Origin of the sequence: Streptomyces sp. V4I8 (genome assembly GCF_041261225.1) — a bacterium.
In the GTDB taxonomy this organism is placed as follows: domain Bacteria; phylum Actinomycetota; class Actinomycetes; order Streptomycetales; family Streptomycetaceae; genus Streptomyces.
The window spans coordinates 4,598,787-4,613,933 of record NZ_JBGCCN010000001.1; the positions used below are offsets into that span (position 1 = coordinate 4,598,787).

Below are 15,147 nucleotides of genomic sequence, written 5' to 3' on the forward strand. Positions count from 1 at the left end.
ACGAACTCCTTCAGGCGCGCTCGCCGACCGGGGCCGGCTCGGGAACTGAGGCTTGCTCCACGACCGTTCGGCGCTCGACCGTTCGGCGCTCGACCAGCCCGAGCGCCACACCGGCGATGATGATCAGGCCGCCGAAGACCTGCGGGAGCCGGACCGTCTCTCCGTTGATCACCACGGCACCGAGCACACCGAACACCGGCACCAGGTTGAGGATGTTGACCGCGACGCTCGATGTCATCCGGCGCAGGCCGTAGTTGTAGAGCAGGAAGCCGCCGACGGAGCACGCCACGGCCAGATAGGCGAGCAGCACCGAGGCCGTGGTGTCCGGCATCCGCCACTCCCCGATCTCCAGGAGCGAGGCGAGCAGGAAGCCGGCGGCGCCCGCCACGGTCTGGTAGTAGGTGAGGTTCAACGCGTCCTGGCCGCGGCCCGCGGACTTGCCCAGCACGTTGTACCCGGCCCACACCAGGCCGCCGAGCAGCAGCAGTACGTCTCCGAACCAGCGGTCGCCGCCACCGACCTCCGCGCCGTTGCGCACGACCAGGAAGGCGCCCACCGTGGCGAGCAGCACGCCGCCGACCCGGAGCAGCGGCATCCTGGTCCGGAAGACCACCAGCTCCAGGAGCATGGTCATCAGCGGGTAGGAGGCCACGATCAGGGAGGCGTCGGAGGCGGTCGACAGCTCGACGCCGATGTTCTCCAGCACGAAGTACACCGTGATGCCGAGCAGGCCGCTCAGGTAGATCATCCGCCGCTGGCGGGCATCCGGCCGGGCGACCGGGTTGCGGCGCATGCGCACCATGAGCCCGAGCAGTACGGCGGCGATCGTGAAGCGGATGGCCCCGATGGTCAGCGGCCCGACGTCCGCCAGCACCTCCTTGGTCACCGCGTACGAGCTGCTCCAGAACAACGCGGCCGCCACGACGGAACAGATCGCCAGGATCCTGGTCCTGCGCTCGTCCACCTCTGATGCCCCTTCCCGTCCGAACTCCCCGACTCCGCCCTGACCGCATCGTGGAGAGGCGAATCATGAACGGAATAATTGCGGGGATGGTAGCAATGGGTCCGGAGGTATGGCACGCTGGCCGAATATAATTCGGCGTCCGGGGAGTGCGAAGGAATATGGACGAACTAGATTCGGCATTGCTGCGGCTTCTGCAACAAGACGGTCGGCGCACCAACCGGGACCTGGCGCAGGAGCTGGGGATCGCCCCGTCCACCTGCCTGGAGCGGGTGCGCTCCCTGCGTGAACGCGGTGCGCTGCTCGGATTCCACGCCGAGGTCGACCTCGCCTCGCTCGGCCGGGGGCTGCAGGCGATCATCGCCGTGCGGGTGCGGCCGCCGACGCGTGCCGTCATCGAGCAGTTCCAGGCCTTCGTGGCGCGGATGCCCGAGGTGATCGCGGTCTTCGTGCTGACGGGCACCGACGACTTCCTCCTCCATGTGGCGGTTCGCGACGCCGACCATCTGCATTCGGTCGTCCTGGACAAGCTGACGGAGCGACAGGAGCTCGCGGACGTACGGACCTCGGTGATCTACGGGCACCTGCGGAAGACCGTCATCGAGCCGGTGTGAGGCCCCCGAGGGTCGCGATCAGCAAATCGTTGGCCTCCGGGCTGCCGACGGTGATCCGCAGCCCGGTCCCGGGGAAGTCGCGGACCAGCAGCCCGCGCTGCTCGAGTGCGGCGGCGACCGTGCTGGAGTCCTTGCCGAGCGGCAGCCAGAGGAAGTTGGTCGCGCTCGGCGGGACGCGCCGGCCCTGTGCGCCGAGGGCCTCGCGCAACCGCTCCCGCTCGGCGGTGATCCTGCCCACCTGTTCGAGGAGTTCGTCCTCCGCGTTCAGCGCGGCCAGGGCCGCCTGCTCCGCGATCCGGCTCACTCCGCACGGCACGGCGCACTTGCGCAGGGCCTCGGCGATCTCGGGGTGGGCCACGCCGTAGCCGACGCGCAGTCCGGCCAGGCCGTAGGCCTTCGAAAAGGTCCGCAGCACCACCAGGTTGGGCCGGTCACGGTGCAGCTCCACCCCGTCCGGCGCGTCCGGGGCCCGGTAGAACTCGAAGTAGGCCTCGTCCAGCACCACCAGGACATGGCCCGGCACCCGGTCGAGGAACCGCTTGAGCTCGGCGGCGCCGACGGCGGTGCCCGTGGGGTTGTTGGGCTCGCAGAGCAGCACCATGGCCGTCCGGGGTCTGATCGCCGCGGCCATCGCCTCCAGGTCATGGGTCTCGCCGGTGAGCGGCACCTCGACCGGAACGGCGCCGGCCATCCGCACGACGATCGGGAAGGCCTCGAACGAGGGCCAGGCATAGACCACTTCGTCGCCCGGCGAGAGCATGGCCTGGCCGATCTGCTGGTAGATGCCGACCGATCCCGGACCGGTCAGCACGTGCGACAGGGGGACCTCCAGCTTGCGGGCGACGGCGTCCGCCAACTGGTCGGGGAAGATGCCCGGGTAGAGGTTGGTCCGCGCCGCGGCCCGGGAGATGGCCGCGAGGGCCGAGGGCAGCGGCGGATAGGGGTTCTCGTTGAGGAAGAGCCGGTGCGACGTGCCCGTGGCGGGCGGTTGCGGCGGCTTGGGGACGTAGGCCGGTATGCCGTCGAGCACGGCGCGCGGCGAAGGCGAGTGCGAACTCACTCCGGTCGCTCTCCTCTGCTGATTCTCGTGCTGTTTTTCGTGCTGTTTTTCGTGCTGCTCGTGCTGCTTCTCGGGTGGGGTGCTCAGTCGAGTTCGAAGGTGTGGCCCAGTCCGCGGGCCGCGGCCTCCTCGGCGACGGCGAAGCCGGACATGATGTCCTGGACGCCGAGGCCGAGTGACTTGAAGACGGTGATCTCGCTCTCCTCGCGGCGGCCGGGACGGGTGCCGAGCAGCACTTCGCCCAGTTCGGCGCGGATGTGGTCGGGCCCGACCAGGCCCTCGGTCAGCGGCGCGCGCAGGTCGCCGGACTCGGAGAGAGCCGACTCCCGGCTGTCGACGAAGAAGGACGCGTCCGCCACGGCCCGGGAGGACAGTTCGCGGTGGTCGATGAAGGACGCGCCGGCGGCGTTGACGTGCACTCCCGGTGCGAGGTCCTCGGCCTGGACGACGGGCTCCTTGGCCGCCGTCGTGGTGCAGACCAGGTCGGCACCGGCCAGCGCCGCCGCCGGGGTGCCCATGGTCTCCACCTCGATGCCCAGCTCCGCGGCCGCCCAGGTGCGGAAGGCCTCGGCGTTCTCGACGGTACGGCTCCACACCCGGACCCGGCGCAGCGGCCTGACCAGGTTCATGGCCTCCAGGTGGCTACGGGCCTGCACCCCGGAGCCGAGCACGGCGAGATCCCCGGCGTCCGGCCGCGCCAGTGCCTCGGTGGCGACGGCGGACACGGCGGCCGTGCGCACGGCGGTCACCGCGCCCGCGTCCATCAGCGCCAGCGGAGCGCCGGTCTCCGGGTGGAAGACCAGGACGACACCGATGTGCAGATCGAGACCGCGGGCAGGGTTCTCGGGCTTGAGCACCATGGCCTTCAGCCCGTACCCCGCCAGGTCGTCCCCGGCGACGAACCCGGGCATGGTGCCCAGCAGACCGGTGTCCTTCTCGGGCCGCAGGATGGTCCGCAGCGGCAGTTCCACCTGGCCGCCGCTGTAGCGGCGCATGGCTTGCGCCATCACCGGCAGGGCGCGTTCGACCGGGTAGAGCTCACGCACCGTGGCTCGGTCGATCAGGAGCATGGGTGTACCTGTTTCCTTTTTCCTTCAGGAGTCCGTACCGGCGAGGGTGAAGACCGACCACAGCATGCGGATCGGCCGGGTGCGGGAGATGAACTCCAGCGCGTGGGCCTTGGCAGCCGGCCGCGTGGTGAGGGCCAGGTCGGTCTCCCTGCGGCGCGCCTGGCCGGCTGCCGCGCTGGTGGAGGTGGCGTACCGGATCTCCGCCACCGAGTACTGCCCCGGAAGGAGTTCCTGGACCAGCGCGACCGGCGCCGGATGGGTGGCGATACGGGCCGCGTCGGGGATGCGGTGGCCCGGGGAGACGGCGATGCCGTAGTCCGGGGTGTCGAAGAGGAACGCGCCGGCGAACCGCAGCGACGGGTCCATGTAGAAGCTGTGCACAGACGCGTACGCGTTCGCGATCACCACATGGCTGACGGCGCCCTCGCGCAGCGCCTGGCCGGCCTCCTCGTAGGTGTTGTGGAGCTGGATCTGAGGCGGGCCGCCGCTGCCGTGGTCCGCCCAGAGGTACAGAGCCGCCTGCTCGCTGCTGGTACCGGCCGGGCCGAGCGTGCCGATGGTCTCGATCGACGGGCCCGAGGACAGAGCGGTGTCTATCCAGCCTGCTGCCTGGATCATGATTTCCCCCAGAATCCGATGGTCAGGTCGTGGCGGAGCCGACGGCCTGGAGCCAGTGCTGATATCGCTGGTCCTTGCCGCGGACGACCTCGTGGTAGGCGGTCGTCAGCGCTGTGGTGAGCGGTCCGGGAGCGCCGTCCCCGACGGGGCGGCCGCCGATTTCGGTCACCGGCACGATCTCCGCCCCCGTGCCGGTGAGGAACACCTCGTCGGCACCGCACAGATCCTCACGGCCGAGGTCGTGGAACGCGGTCTCGACGTCCAGCAGTTCGGCCGCCAGGGTGACCACGGTGTCCCTCGTGATGCCCTCGAGCAGATCGGCCGTAACCGGGGGCGTGACCAGCCGGCCCCGGACGACGGCGAACACGTTGGTCGTACTGGCCTCCGCCACCTGGCCCCGGCTGTTGAGCAGGATCGCGTCGTCGTACCCGGCGGCCCGCGCCTCGTCCACGGCCAGCGCGTTGTTGACATAGCCGCCGGTGACCTTCGCGCGGACCGGGAGCACGCCGGACTCCGGCCTGCGCCACGAGCTGATCGCGACGCGGATCCCGCCGCGGTCGGTGTACGAGCCCATCCGGAACGCGTTGACCGACAGGGCGTCCGAGACTCCCGTGAGCTGGACGCCGGGCGGTGTCCCGGGCAGCAGCGAGCGCTTGTACGCGAGCGGGCGGATGTACATGTCGGTGGTGGAGCCGATCCGGCGCAGCAGTTCGGCCGTCAGCCCGCACAGCTGTTCCGCGTCCAGCCCCACCTCGATGCGCAGGGTCCGGGAACTCCGGAGGAAGCGCAGATAGTGGTCGCGGCCGCGGAAGACCGCCAGGCCGCCGTCCTCCTGGACGTAGGCGCGGATTCCCTCGAAGACGCCCGTGCCGTACTGGAGCGCCTGGGTGGTGACGGGCACCTGTGCCTGCTCCAGCGGTACGAACTCCCCGTCGTGGTAGGCCAGGGCCGCGAGGGCGGGTACCGCCTTGCCCGTGGCCGCTGCCACGGCGCTGGTCACTGGGCCCTCCCGCCGGCCACGGCGAGCGCGGCGGCGCGCTCCTCGTCCGGGGCGGAACGGCGCCGGTCCTCCACCCTGGCGGCCTTCCAGCTGACCATGGCGCCGGTCGTGGTGACACCGCCGAGGGGGCCGTACGCGAACCTGACCGGGACGTCGAGCCGCTCGCGAACGGCTGCGGCGATCGCCGCCTCGTCGATGCGTACGCCCTCGCCGTCGGGGGGCGTTTCGAGGTGGAGGGTCAGCTCGTCCCGGCCGTCCACCGCGTCGATGACGATCTGGTAGTCGAGGTAGCCCCGGGGCTGGGCCAGCAGCAGTTCCTCCAGGTCGTAGCCGCTGATCAGGTTGCCGCCGATCGACAGGCTGTCGCGGGTCCTGCCGAGCACCTCCAGGGTCGGCGCGGGCAGGGTGCGGTCCGCGCGAGCGGGACCCAGCCGGACCAGGTCCCCCGTGCGGTAGCGCACCAGGGGCTTGCTGCCCTGGTAGAGCGAGGTGACGACGAGTTCGCCGGTGCGCACGCCGTCCGGTCCCGGCTCGACCGCGCGTGCGGTGTCCGGGTCGATCACCTCGTACAGGTTGAGCAGCGGGGCCGTGTACAGAGCGCCGTCGGCACCGGACGCGCCCATCACGGAGGCCTCCTGTGACGCGTAGAGGGCGTTGTAGACCTTGGCGCCCCACACGTCGCCGATGTTCTCGAGGAGGCTGGGAGAGGCGAGTTCGCCCGTGCACATCAGGACGTCGAGGTGGAAGTCCCGCCGCGGGTGCAGGCCGGCCGCGTACGCCTTCTTCGCCAGGGACAGCGCCATCCCCGGTGTGCTGAACAGGCCGGTGGCCGGAAGGACCCGCAGGGTCTCCAGCGCGCGGTCGTATCCGACCATCGGGGAGTGGGGCCACATCTTGGCGACCGCGTGCCCCAGGTTGCGGCAGACGTCACCGAAGGTGTCCCCGAAGGCATGCAGTTCGGTCGGCCCCGAGACGCCGATCACCTGCTCGTCGCCGAACTGCCGGAAGACCGTGTCGTAGTACACCGTCAGCGCGGTGTTGTTGTGCAGCGAGTCGATGTTGTTCCGCGGGCACGGCGTGCTGCGCCCGGTGGTACCAGTGGTCTCGTAGAAGATCCAGGCCTTGGACAGCGGGAGCGAGAGCACGTTCTCGAACTCGCGCCGCAGGTCGTCCTTGGTGGTGAACGGTACGGCGGCGAGGTCCCCGGGGGTCAGCGAGGTGATGGAGCCGGGATCCACCGAGGCCAGGTGCCGTGCGTAGAAGGGCGACTTCTCCTTCACGTACGCCACCGTGCGGCGGAACTCCTGGAGTTGGTGGTCGGCCAGGGCGGCGTCGGTCCATTCGCCGGCGGAGAACGCCTGATGGCGGTCGCGTATCTCTCGTGCGGTCTTGGCGAGTTCTTCGTTGAAGACGGTGAACATGTTTCCCTCGTGTCCGTCGCGTCAGCGGTACAGCGGCAGGCTGCCGGTGAGCTTGTTCACGGCGCTCCTGCTGCCGCAGACGGCGACTCCGATGTAGGGCAGTTCGGCAGTGGGCAGTTCGGACGTCCGGCGGGTGTACTCGTCGTAGCTCCGCGACGACTGCGCGACCGCCGTGAAGTCGACCACGAAGACGTCGGGCAGGCCGGCCGCCTTCAGCGCGATGTCCCGCAGGTCCGTCGCCTCGCCCTTCAGAACGGGCAGCGGAATCGCCGTGATGCCGGAGTGTGCCTGACCGTCGGCGTCCTTGACGGAGTCGCCGATGATCCCCTCCACATAGCGTCCGACGGACATCGACAGTGCCGCCACCGTGTTCATGGCAAGCCCGGGAGCGAGGTCCTTGTCGATGACGAAGGCACACTTCTCGTACTCAGCGCTCACTACTCAACCCCTACCAGAAGTTCTCTCTTGCAAATGTTCATTACTCTTCGAGATCGGCGATAACCCAGTCGCTGATCTCCCGCCAGAGCCGGATGGCTTCCTGGTGGAACGGGTGCACCAGATACCGCTCCAGTGCTTCCTCGTCGTCCATGAGGCCGATCACCGCGAAGTCGTGCGCGATGGGGCGGCCGGATATGTTGCGGCCGTACTTCCATTCATGGAGTTCCGGAACCTCGCCGCCCACCTTGGCCGCGACCCGCTCCGCTTCCTGCGCCCTGGGGTCGTCCCAGGAAATTCCGGGCTTGAACTTGAAAAGCACGATGTGACGGATCATGTTCGTCCTCCGGGGACAGATATTCAGGCGGACATGGGAACGGCCATGGGAACAGACGTCTCGTCGCGGGCCGCGGCGCGTTCGGCGAACTCCTGGATGGCGGCCAGCTGGCGCTCCCCGAGCGAGTAGTCGAGAGCCCGGTAGTAGTCGAGCAGCACGGGCACCTCCAGGGCGCCGGCCCGGCCTTCGCGCGACTCGCGCGCCGCCGCGGCCGCCACCTCCATGGGATGCGTCCGGGCCCGCCCGACCGCGTCCGTGAGCGCGGCCCGCACGTCGCGCACCACTTCCGGACGGGTCTGCGCGAACTCACGGCGCACCGCCCAGACCGCGAACACCATGGGCAGGCCCGTCCAGTCCCGCCACAGCGCGCCGGTGTCGTGCACGGTGAGGCCGTGCGGCACGTCCGCGTGCAGGCGCAACGCGTCGTCACCGATGACGACGGCGGCCTGCGCGGTCCGCAGCATCCCGTCCAGGTCCTGCCGCACGGTGCGGTACGCGGGGCGCACCCCGACCGCGTCCTCCAGCAGCATCCTGGCCAGCGCGGCGGTGCTGCGGCTGGCCTCGGAGAGCGCGACCACGCGTCCGTCCAGGTCTTCGAGCGGGCCGCGCGAGACGATGTGGCACGAGCGCACCGGACCGTCGCTGCCGATCGCGATGCCGGGCAGCAGACACAGGTCTTCCGTGTGCCTCAGATACCTGACGAGACTGATCGGGCTGATGTCCAGACCGCCCGACAGGAGCTCCGCGGCAAGTCGTTCCGGTGTCGCGGAGAAGAGATCGACGTCGCGCACGGCGCCGCTGTCGGCCAGGCCCCAGCGGATCGGCGCGCAGTTGAGGAAGGAGATGTCACCGAGGCGGGCCGCCGGAGTGCCGCACGCCCTCACGAGATCCCCTGGGGGACGCCGCCCGCCTCGGACGCGGACCTGGAGGTCCTGCCTCTGCAGAGGCTCAGGATGTTCAGGGCGAGAGCGGTGCCTTCCGCACCGAGGCCGTTCGCATAACGTTCGAGGATGATGTTCTCGCGAGAAAGGACGGTTCGCGTCCCTCCCTCACTCATGCGCTGCTGCTGAATTTGAAGCGATATGGCCCGTCGACGCTGGAGGATCTCTAAGAGTTGCAGATCCAGGGCATCGATCGCCTCACGGGCTTTGTCGATTTGAATTCCTGCCTCGACTGCGACGTTCTCGTGCTGCTCCACATCAACCTTTTCTATACACCGGAGACAGTGCCGCTCAACTATTTTCGAAAGCAATCTCATATGCCGAGATCGCATTTTCCTTGACAGGTCCGTTGAAGCGTTTCTGGTACTCGGCCGGTGTCACATGGAGCACCCGGCCGAAAGAGAGCCGCATCGACTGCACCGACCCGAACCCGGCACCCGCCGAGACCTCCTCCAGGCCGGCGGGGGGATCGGGGCTCTCCAGCATCCGGCGCGCCGTCTCCACCCGGACCCTTTCGACGAACCGCCCGGGGGACATACCGGCCTGCGCCGTGAAGAGCCGGCCGAAGTTGCGCACGGACATGCCCGCGTGGGCGGCCAGCCGCTTGCGGGACAGATCGCCGGTCGGCTCCTTCGTGATCAGTTCGATGGCATCGCGCACCCCGGGGTGGTCGACGAACGGCTCGGGTCGGGATGCGAACTGCAGCTGGTCGCCCGGCCGGCGCAAGTACGTGACCAGACTGCGCGACACTCCGAGGGCCAGGTCGCGGCCCACGTCGTCCTCCAGCAGCGAGAGCGCCAGGTCGATGCCCGCCGTGCCGCCACCGCAGGTGGACACCGGCCCGTCCTTGACGAAGATCGCCGCCGCGTCGACACGGGCGTCCGGACAGGCGGCGGCGAGGGGACCGCACCACTTCCAGTGCGTCGTGACCCGGCGTCCGGCCAGCACGCCGGACTCCGCGAGCAGGAACACTCCGGTGCACAGGGCAGCCACCCTGGCGACACGAGGCACCAACGCGGCGAGGACCCGGGCGACTTCACTGCCGCGCGCGGGCACTTCGCCGGTGCCGGGCACGATCAGCAGGTCCGGCACCGGGCCCTCGCCGAGCGCGCCGTCCGGCACCAGCGTCAGGCCGCCGGACGTGCGCACGGGGCCGCCGCCGACCGATGCGGTGCGGGTGCGGTACGTCACTGCGGCCCCCTCCGCTCCGGTCGCGGCGCTCAGGACCTCCAGTGGGCCCGCCAGTTGCAGGTCCTGCATGCCGTCGTGGAGGACGACGGTCACTTCCGAGCGCTTCACCGGCCCCGTCGGCTGGCTCGGCTGCATGATGTGGACTCCTCGCGCTGCCCTCCGCGGTCGTACGCGGATTCCTGATCCGGCCACTTCTCTTGCCGCCGTTCACCATCCTTTCCGATCCCCGCCGTGGGCGGCAAGGACGTTCCCCAACGGTGTCCCCGATCCCAGAAAACCCTTCTGACCTGCGGGTTTCCATGGACATCGGATGAACATCGAAGAGACACACCCGACCGCCGGCCTCGACATCTCATGACAGACCGTCAGTTCGGTCGGCGGGTGGGTTTCGGCCTCTCGGACGGGTCAGAGCACCAGCGGATAGCGCGGGCCCGCCTTCAGGTCGAAGGCCTCGGCCGCGAGGGGCGAGCCCGTGCCCACCACCGCGGCCGTCGCCCGGGAACGCAGGTCGGCCGCCACAGCCGCGTCTCCGCCCTGCTGGTCGACGACGCCCGCGTGGGCATACAGGCAACGCGCGTAGCGAACCGGCGTGCCGAGGTCACGGTAGATCGCGGTGGATTCGAGCAGCAGCTGCTCGGCCTCTTCGAACCTGCCGTCGTGTCCGTGTGCGGCGGCCAGACAGAACAGGCCGAGAGCCTCGAGCAGCGGGTCGCCCACCGTGCGCGCCGACTCCAGGCAGGTGCCGAGGAGTTGGCGGGCCTCGGCGTTGTGTCCGCGCTCAAGTGCGATGACTCCCAGGCCGAAGTAGGCGTAGCCGACACTGAAGACATCCCCGAGCGCCTCTGCCAGCTCCCGGCCTCTGACGTACTCGGCCTCCGCCTCGTCCAGGCGGCGTCGCGCCCGCAGGAGGTCGGCGAGGGCCAGCCGCACCTGCCCGGCCACCCGGCCGGCGAAGGTCCGGGTGGCTTCCTCGGCCTGCCGCAGATACGGCTCGGCGCCTTTCAGATCCCGCAGTTCGAGCAGGGTCATGCCGAGCCAGCGCAACACCTGGGTCCGGGCCTCGCGGTCCCCGTGGGCGGTGAGTACGGGCAGACAGTCCCGCCAGCGTTCCAGCGCCTGCTCGTAGCGGCCCTGGATCCGGTCCACACAGGCCGCCCTGCGCAGCGCGAGCGCGGCACCGTAGTCCTCCCCCACCTCGATGAACGTCGCGTGAGCCCGCTCCAGAAGGAAGGCTCCACGGGAATAGTCGCGCTTGGCGAGGTACAGGTCGCCCAAGCCGAGGAGCAGGGCGGCCTCGCCCTTGCGGTTGCCGGCCGTCCGGACGGCGCCCAGGGCATGCTGATGGGTCGCCAGCCAGTCGTCGTGGTGCCCGCGCGTGCTGAACAGGCAACGGCATACCGCGGCGAGATCCCATGCCACGTCGTCAAGCCCGTAACCGGCTGCCTGCAGCACCAGGGTGGTCAGGGTGGTGCGTTCGGCCTCGTACCAGCGCAGGGGGTCGGCGTCCTCGTGTGCGCTGAAACCGCCGTCGCCGTCGAGGCTCGCCACCCCGCTGCGTACGACGGTGTAGTCGCCGCCGCAGACAGTGCGGTGGGCCGCATCGGCCCGGGCGAGGGCCGCGAGGGCCGTGCGGGAGACCGCGGCACGGCGCCGGCCCTCGGATTCGGTGCCCTCCGCCCGTTCGGAGCCGAACAGACGGACCAGGTCATGGAGACGGTAGCGGAGCTGGCCCGCCCGGTCCCGTCCCATCACCTCGATGAGCCGGGCGTCCACCAACTCCTCGACGAGGTCCTCGGCTTCGCCCCGGTCCAGGCCCACCACATGCGGAGCGAGCCAGTCCGCGAAGTCCGGTACGGCGAGCACCGACAGCCGGCGCAGGAGCACCTGGGCGTCGGCGCTGATGCCGTTGTAGGAGAGCTCGAAGGTCGTACGGACGGCCAGGCTGTCGTGCTCCAGTTCGTCGAGCCTGCGCCGTTCGTCGGCGAGCCGCTCCGCGGCACGGCACATCGTCCAGTGCGGTTTGGCCGCGAGCCTGGCGCCGACGATGCCCACCGCGAGGGGCAGGTGGCCGCAGTACTCGACCAGTCGCCGTGCGGCGTCCTCGTCGGCGCGAGACCGCTCGCGCCCAGCACTCGCGTACAGCAGTTCCAGGGCCTGTTCCATGGTCAGCCCGCCCAGTTCCACGACCTGTGTGGAAAACGACGACGCGACCCTGGAGCGACTCGTCACGATGACGGCGCAACTGTCCGTTCCGGGCAGCAGGGTGCGGATTCCAGTGGCTTCGGACGCATTGTCCAAAATGATGAGTACGCGCTTGTCGGTCAACAGTGCACGAAATTTCTCGGCACGCTGGTCGGTCCCGTCCGGAATGTCGGGTGCCGGTATCCCCATTTCCCGAAGAAACCGGAAAAGAGCCTCCTTCGGCATTACTGGATTCTTATCGAGGCCACGCATATCGATATAGAGCTGTCCGTCCGGAAAATTGCCCCGCTGCTGATGCCCGACATGCACGGCGAGAGCCGTCTTGCCCGTTCCGCCCGCTCCCACCACCTCGACGACCGGCACACTTCTGCCCTTTGGCTTCAGGTATTCGACCAGATTGGCCATCTCCGGCTCCCGCCCGACGAATTCGCCGATGTCACTGGGGAGCAGACACGGTCCGGCGGGCGGCGGGGACGGAGCGGGCGGCAGCGCGGCGCGGGCGGCCTCGGGGCCGGGCGGCAGGGCCGAGTCGAGGATCTCCTGGTGCACGCGCTGCAGTTCGGTACCGGGCGCCAGACCGAGTGCCTCGTCGAGCAGACGGGAGGTGTCGCGGTACAGGCGCAGTGCGTCCGCCTGCCGGCCCGACCGGTACAGGGCGGACATGAGCTGGGCCCGCGGCTTCTCGATCAACGGGTGCTCCGCCGTGAACGCCGACAGTTCGGCGATCACCGGCTCGTACCGCCCGAGCCGGAGTTGCAGTTCGGCCTTCCTGACCTGCAGCGCCACCTGCGTCTCCGCCCATACCCGGGCCTCGGCGTGCCAGGCCTGCCGGGTGAGGCCCGCGAGCAGCGGACCGCGCCACTGCGCGAGCGCCCGGTCGAGGCAGGAGACCGCCTCGGCATGGTCCCCGGCGATCGACAACTCGTCGGCCTCCGCCTTGAGGGCCTGCACGCGCCGGGTGTCGAGCTCGACCTCCTGCGTGGTCAGAAGGTAACCGGGCGACTCGGTCAGGATCAGGTCGCCCACTGTGCGCGTCCGCTGGAACCGCGCGCGCAGCTTGGAGATGCAGACGGCGATCTGGTTCGCGGGATCGGCCGGAAGTTGTCCCTCCCAGAGACTCTGCGCCAACTCGTCGACGGAAACAGCACGGTCGGGCTTCAGTAATAACGTTCCCAGCGTGATCTGAAGCCGTGGGGCCGTAAGCTGCAGGCGTTTACCGCCGGCCCAGATTTCCAGTGGTCCCAGCACCCGAAATCGCAGTTTCTCAGCACGTGACGTCAGCACTTGAAACACCCCCGCTGCTCAGTTCTCCCCACGTGAACCACCGCTCAGCCTTACACATCTGACCCATGGGTACTACATCTTGTCCACATGCAGAGACGGGGGAATTCCACAGAAAACGCTCAGCCGCAAGAGGGGCCGCCGCTTCGGGTGCGCACCCGGTTCCGGGGGCAGTTCACGACCGTGATCCCGATGCCGGCGGAGGGCTCACCGCAGCTCGTCCACGTAGCGATCGGTCCCGGGCACCGTGGGTATGAACGGCGCGACGAACCGCACGTCCCCCAGCCCCGAAGCCGCCACTGCCGTGTCCAGGTCCGCGAAGTGCTCCCGCCAGTGGGTGCGGGGATCGTGCTGGAGGAACCACAGCAGGGTCAGCCGGGTCCCGACCCCCTCGACCGGCTTGACGTAGCTCATCCGGTCCGAGGGCAGCGGCGTCGGAGTGAAGACGGTCACCATGGCCGCGGGCGACCCCGCCAGCCGTTTCGGAAGGTGGTCCTCGCGCAGCCACGCGAGCAGGTCCCCGCGCCCGCCCGGGGAGTCGGCCTCGACGACCTGGACGACGAGCCCGGCGTAGGGGTGGTCGAGGGCGTGGATGTCACGCGGGCCGTGGTCGCCGTCGCGGTAGACGGTCGCCGCGTGGTCCTGGAAGGCCGTGAAGATGTGCGTGCGGTCCTGGAAGACCCGGTGGTCCCGGTTGAGGCGCTTGTTGATGCCGACGGTCCACCGCATGTGGTCGTCGTAGCGGCCGGCGGTCATCCAGTAGACGGATATGTAGCACCCTGCCGTCACCGGCCGCGCGACGGTGGAGGCCCGGGGGTAGCGCAGAAGCTGCAGGTCCCGTGTGGCGACCCAGCGGCGTCCGGCGTACATCCAGGGCATCGCCATCGCGCCGGCGATGTAGTGGTCGTCCTCGTACCAGCGGTTGTACTCGCGCTCCCGGCCGGGGTGCGGCTCGACCATGGTGATGAGCGCATGCCCGAGGTCGGCTCCGTAGGGGCCGACGGCGGCCAGTTCCGCATACGGGTGGCCGCGGGTGTCAGCTGCGTGCGTCGTGTCGTCTGCCATGAGTCCGGTTTAGATGACGATGCGTCAGATAGCCAGAGGGAGCGCCGATGACGCGCTCCCGCCCACGCGACCTTCCTTCCTGCTTCGGACACCCCTATTCTGACGCACCGTCAGATCAGGTAGCCGGAGTCCGGGAGGTCCCGATGTCACTGCTCACCGGCAAGACCGTCGTCGTCTCGGGAGTCGGCGCCGGGCTCGGTCACCAGATCGCCGCCACGGTGGTGCGCGACGGGGGGAACGCGGTCCTCGGGGCGCGCACGGAGGCCAACCTCGCCAAGAGCGCGGGCGAGATCGATCCGGACGGGGCACAGACGGCGTACCGGGCGACCGACATCACCGACGAGGCGCAGTGCGAGGCACTGGCGGCGCTCGCGCGGGAGCGGTTCGGGCGGATCGACGCGGTCGTCCATGTGGCCGCCCGGGACAGTTACTTCGGCGGCCTGGAGGACGCTGACTTCACGACGTGGCAGTCGGTGATCGACGTGAACCTGCTGGGGTCGCTGCGGATGACACGGGCCTGTCTGCCGGCCTTGAAGGAGCGTGGGGGCTCGGTCGTCTTCATCGGGACGCAGTCCTCGGTCGCCGCCCCTTCGCAGGTGCGGCAGGCGGCGTACGCGGCGTCGAAGGGGGCGCTGACGAGCGCGATGTACTCGCTGGCCCGGGAGTTGGGTCCGTACCGGATCCGGGTGAACACCGTGCTGCCGGGCTGGATGTGGGGGCCTCCGGTGCGGGCGTACGTCCAGTTCACGGCGCAGACGGAGGGCGTGCCCGAGGCCGACGTACTGAAACGGCTGACCGGGCGGATGGCACTGCCCGATCTCGCCACGGACGGGGATGTGGCGGACGCGGTGGTGTTCCTGACGTCGGACAGGGCACGCTCCCTCACGGGACAGTCGTTGCTGGTCAACGCGGGGGAGCTGATGCGGTGAGTTCACATGGATGAACACAGAC

15 protein-coding genes are annotated in these 15,147 nt (G+C 69.6%); 2 read left to right on the plus strand and 13 right to left on the minus strand.

Going from position 1 to position 15,147, the window contains the following annotated elements:
* Nucleotides 1-10 precede the first annotated feature (10 nt).
* Nucleotides 11-964, minus strand: a complete 954-nt coding sequence (locus tag ABIE67_RS20620; protein ID WP_370259367.1) for a DMT family transporter — start codon at nt 962-964, stop codon at nt 11-13.
* A gap of 158 nt (nt 965-1,122) precedes the next feature.
* Between ABIE67_RS20620 and ABIE67_RS20625 the strand changes: the two genes are divergently transcribed.
* Nucleotides 1,123-1,575: an Lrp/AsnC family transcriptional regulator gene (locus ABIE67_RS20625; RefSeq protein ID WP_370259369.1), complete on the plus strand. Its 453-nt coding sequence runs from the start codon at nt 1,123-1,125 to the stop codon at nt 1,573-1,575.
* On the opposite strand, the gene ABIE67_RS20630 is transcribed toward ABIE67_RS20625, so the two are convergent.
* The 12 genes from ABIE67_RS20630 to ABIE67_RS20685 all read right to left on the minus strand — a co-directional run bounded on the left by ABIE67_RS20630 (nt 1,559) and on the right by ABIE67_RS20685 (nt 14,196).
* Nucleotides 1,559-2,635, minus strand: coding sequence for a histidinol-phosphate transaminase (locus ABIE67_RS20630; protein WP_370259371.1), 1,077 nt, complete (start codon nt 2,633-2,635; stop codon nt 1,559-1,561). The two genes, ABIE67_RS20625 and ABIE67_RS20630, sit on opposite strands and share 17 nt — an antisense overlap.
* Nucleotides 2,636-2,718: 83 nt before the next feature.
* A complete protein-coding gene (locus ABIE67_RS20635) occupies nt 2,719-3,705 on the minus strand; it encodes an ornithine cyclodeaminase family protein (RefSeq protein WP_370259373.1) in 987 nt (328 codons plus the stop codon).
* Nucleotides 3,706-3,729: 24 nt separating this feature from the next.
* Complete coding sequence (locus tag ABIE67_RS20640; protein ID WP_370259375.1) at nt 3,730-4,323, minus strand: prephenate dehydratase domain-containing protein; 594 nt, start codon at nt 4,321-4,323, stop codon at nt 3,730-3,732.
* Between the two features lie 22 nt (nt 4,324-4,345).
* Nucleotides 4,346-5,323 (minus strand): branched-chain amino acid transaminase, encoded by a 978-nt coding sequence (locus ABIE67_RS20645; protein ID WP_370259378.1) that lies wholly within the window; start codon nt 5,321-5,323, stop codon nt 4,346-4,348.
* On the minus strand, nt 5,320-6,744 hold the full coding sequence (locus ABIE67_RS20650) for a phenylacetate--CoA ligase family protein (RefSeq protein WP_370259379.1): 1,425 nt from the start codon (nt 6,742-6,744) through the stop codon (nt 5,320-5,322). Before ABIE67_RS20650 ends, ABIE67_RS20645 begins: the two co-directional genes overlap by 4 nt.
* A 21-nt stretch (nt 6,745-6,765) precedes the next feature.
* On the minus strand, nt 6,766-7,182 hold the full coding sequence (locus tag ABIE67_RS20655) for a DUF2000 domain-containing protein (protein WP_370259383.1): 417 nt from the start codon (nt 7,180-7,182) through the stop codon (nt 6,766-6,768).
* A 40-nt stretch (nt 7,183-7,222) separates the two neighbouring features.
* Nucleotides 7,223-7,516 (minus strand): Dabb family protein, encoded by a 294-nt coding sequence (locus ABIE67_RS20660; protein ID WP_370259387.1) that lies wholly within the window; start codon nt 7,514-7,516, stop codon nt 7,223-7,225.
* Between the two features lie 23 nt (nt 7,517-7,539).
* Nucleotides 7,540-8,400 (minus strand): menaquinone biosynthesis protein, encoded by an 861-nt coding sequence (locus tag ABIE67_RS20665; protein ID WP_370259392.1) that lies wholly within the window; start codon nt 8,398-8,400, stop codon nt 7,540-7,542.
* Complete coding sequence (locus ABIE67_RS20670) at nt 8,397-8,714, minus strand: chorismate mutase (RefSeq protein ID WP_370259397.1); 318 nt, start codon at nt 8,712-8,714, stop codon at nt 8,397-8,399. Before ABIE67_RS20670 ends, ABIE67_RS20665 begins: the two co-directional genes overlap by 4 nt.
* A gap of 34 nt (nt 8,715-8,748) precedes the next feature.
* A complete protein-coding gene (locus ABIE67_RS20675) occupies nt 8,749-9,783 on the minus strand; it encodes a GlxA family transcriptional regulator (protein WP_370259401.1) in 1,035 nt (344 codons plus the stop codon).
* Nucleotides 9,784-10,053: 270 nt separating this feature from the next.
* Complete coding sequence (locus ABIE67_RS20680) at nt 10,054-12,978, minus strand: BTAD domain-containing putative transcriptional regulator (protein WP_370259405.1); 2,925 nt, start codon at nt 12,976-12,978, stop codon at nt 10,054-10,056.
* Nucleotides 12,979-13,338: 360 nt separating this feature from the next.
* Nucleotides 13,339-14,196, minus strand: coding sequence for a hypothetical protein (locus tag ABIE67_RS20685; protein WP_370259409.1), 858 nt, complete (start codon nt 14,194-14,196; stop codon nt 13,339-13,341).
* 143 nt (nt 14,197-14,339) lie between these two features.
* On the opposite strand from ABIE67_RS20685, the gene ABIE67_RS20690 reads away from it, so the two are divergent.
* Nucleotides 14,340-15,125 carry an SDR family oxidoreductase gene (locus tag ABIE67_RS20690; RefSeq protein WP_370259412.1) on the plus strand — a complete coding sequence of 262 codons (786 nt, stop codon included), beginning with the start codon at nt 14,340-14,342 and terminating at the stop codon, nt 15,123-15,125.
* Nucleotides 15,126-15,147: the final 22 nt, after the last annotated feature.

Coding starts and splice junctions, on each gene's coding strand:
- ABIE67_RS20625 (WP_370259369.1), top strand. CDS start 1,123: ATGGACGAACTAGATTCGGCATTGCTGCGGCTTCTGCAACAAGACGGT.
- ABIE67_RS20635 (WP_370259373.1), bottom strand. CDS start 3,705: ATGCTCCTGATCGACCGAGCCACGGTGCGTGAGCTCTACCCGGTCGAA.
- ABIE67_RS20640 (WP_370259375.1), bottom strand. CDS start 4,323: ATGATCCAGGCAGCAGGCTGGATAGACACCGCTCTGTCCTCGGGCCCG.
- ABIE67_RS20650 (WP_370259379.1), bottom strand. CDS start 6,744: ATGTTCACCGTCTTCAACGAAGAACTCGCCAAGACCGCACGAGAGATA.
- ABIE67_RS20660 (WP_370259387.1), bottom strand. CDS start 7,516: ATGATCCGTCACATCGTGCTTTTCAAGTTCAAGCCCGGAATTTCCTGG.
- ABIE67_RS20675 (WP_370259401.1), bottom strand. CDS start 9,783: ATGCAGCCGAGCCAGCCGACGGGGCCGGTGAAGCGCTCGGAAGTGACC.
- ABIE67_RS20685 (WP_370259409.1), bottom strand. CDS start 14,196: ATGGCAGACGACACGACGCACGCAGCTGACACCCGCGGCCACCCGTAT.
- ABIE67_RS20690 (WP_370259412.1), top strand. CDS start 14,340: ATGTCACTGCTCACCGGCAAGACCGTCGTCGTCTCGGGAGTCGGCGCC.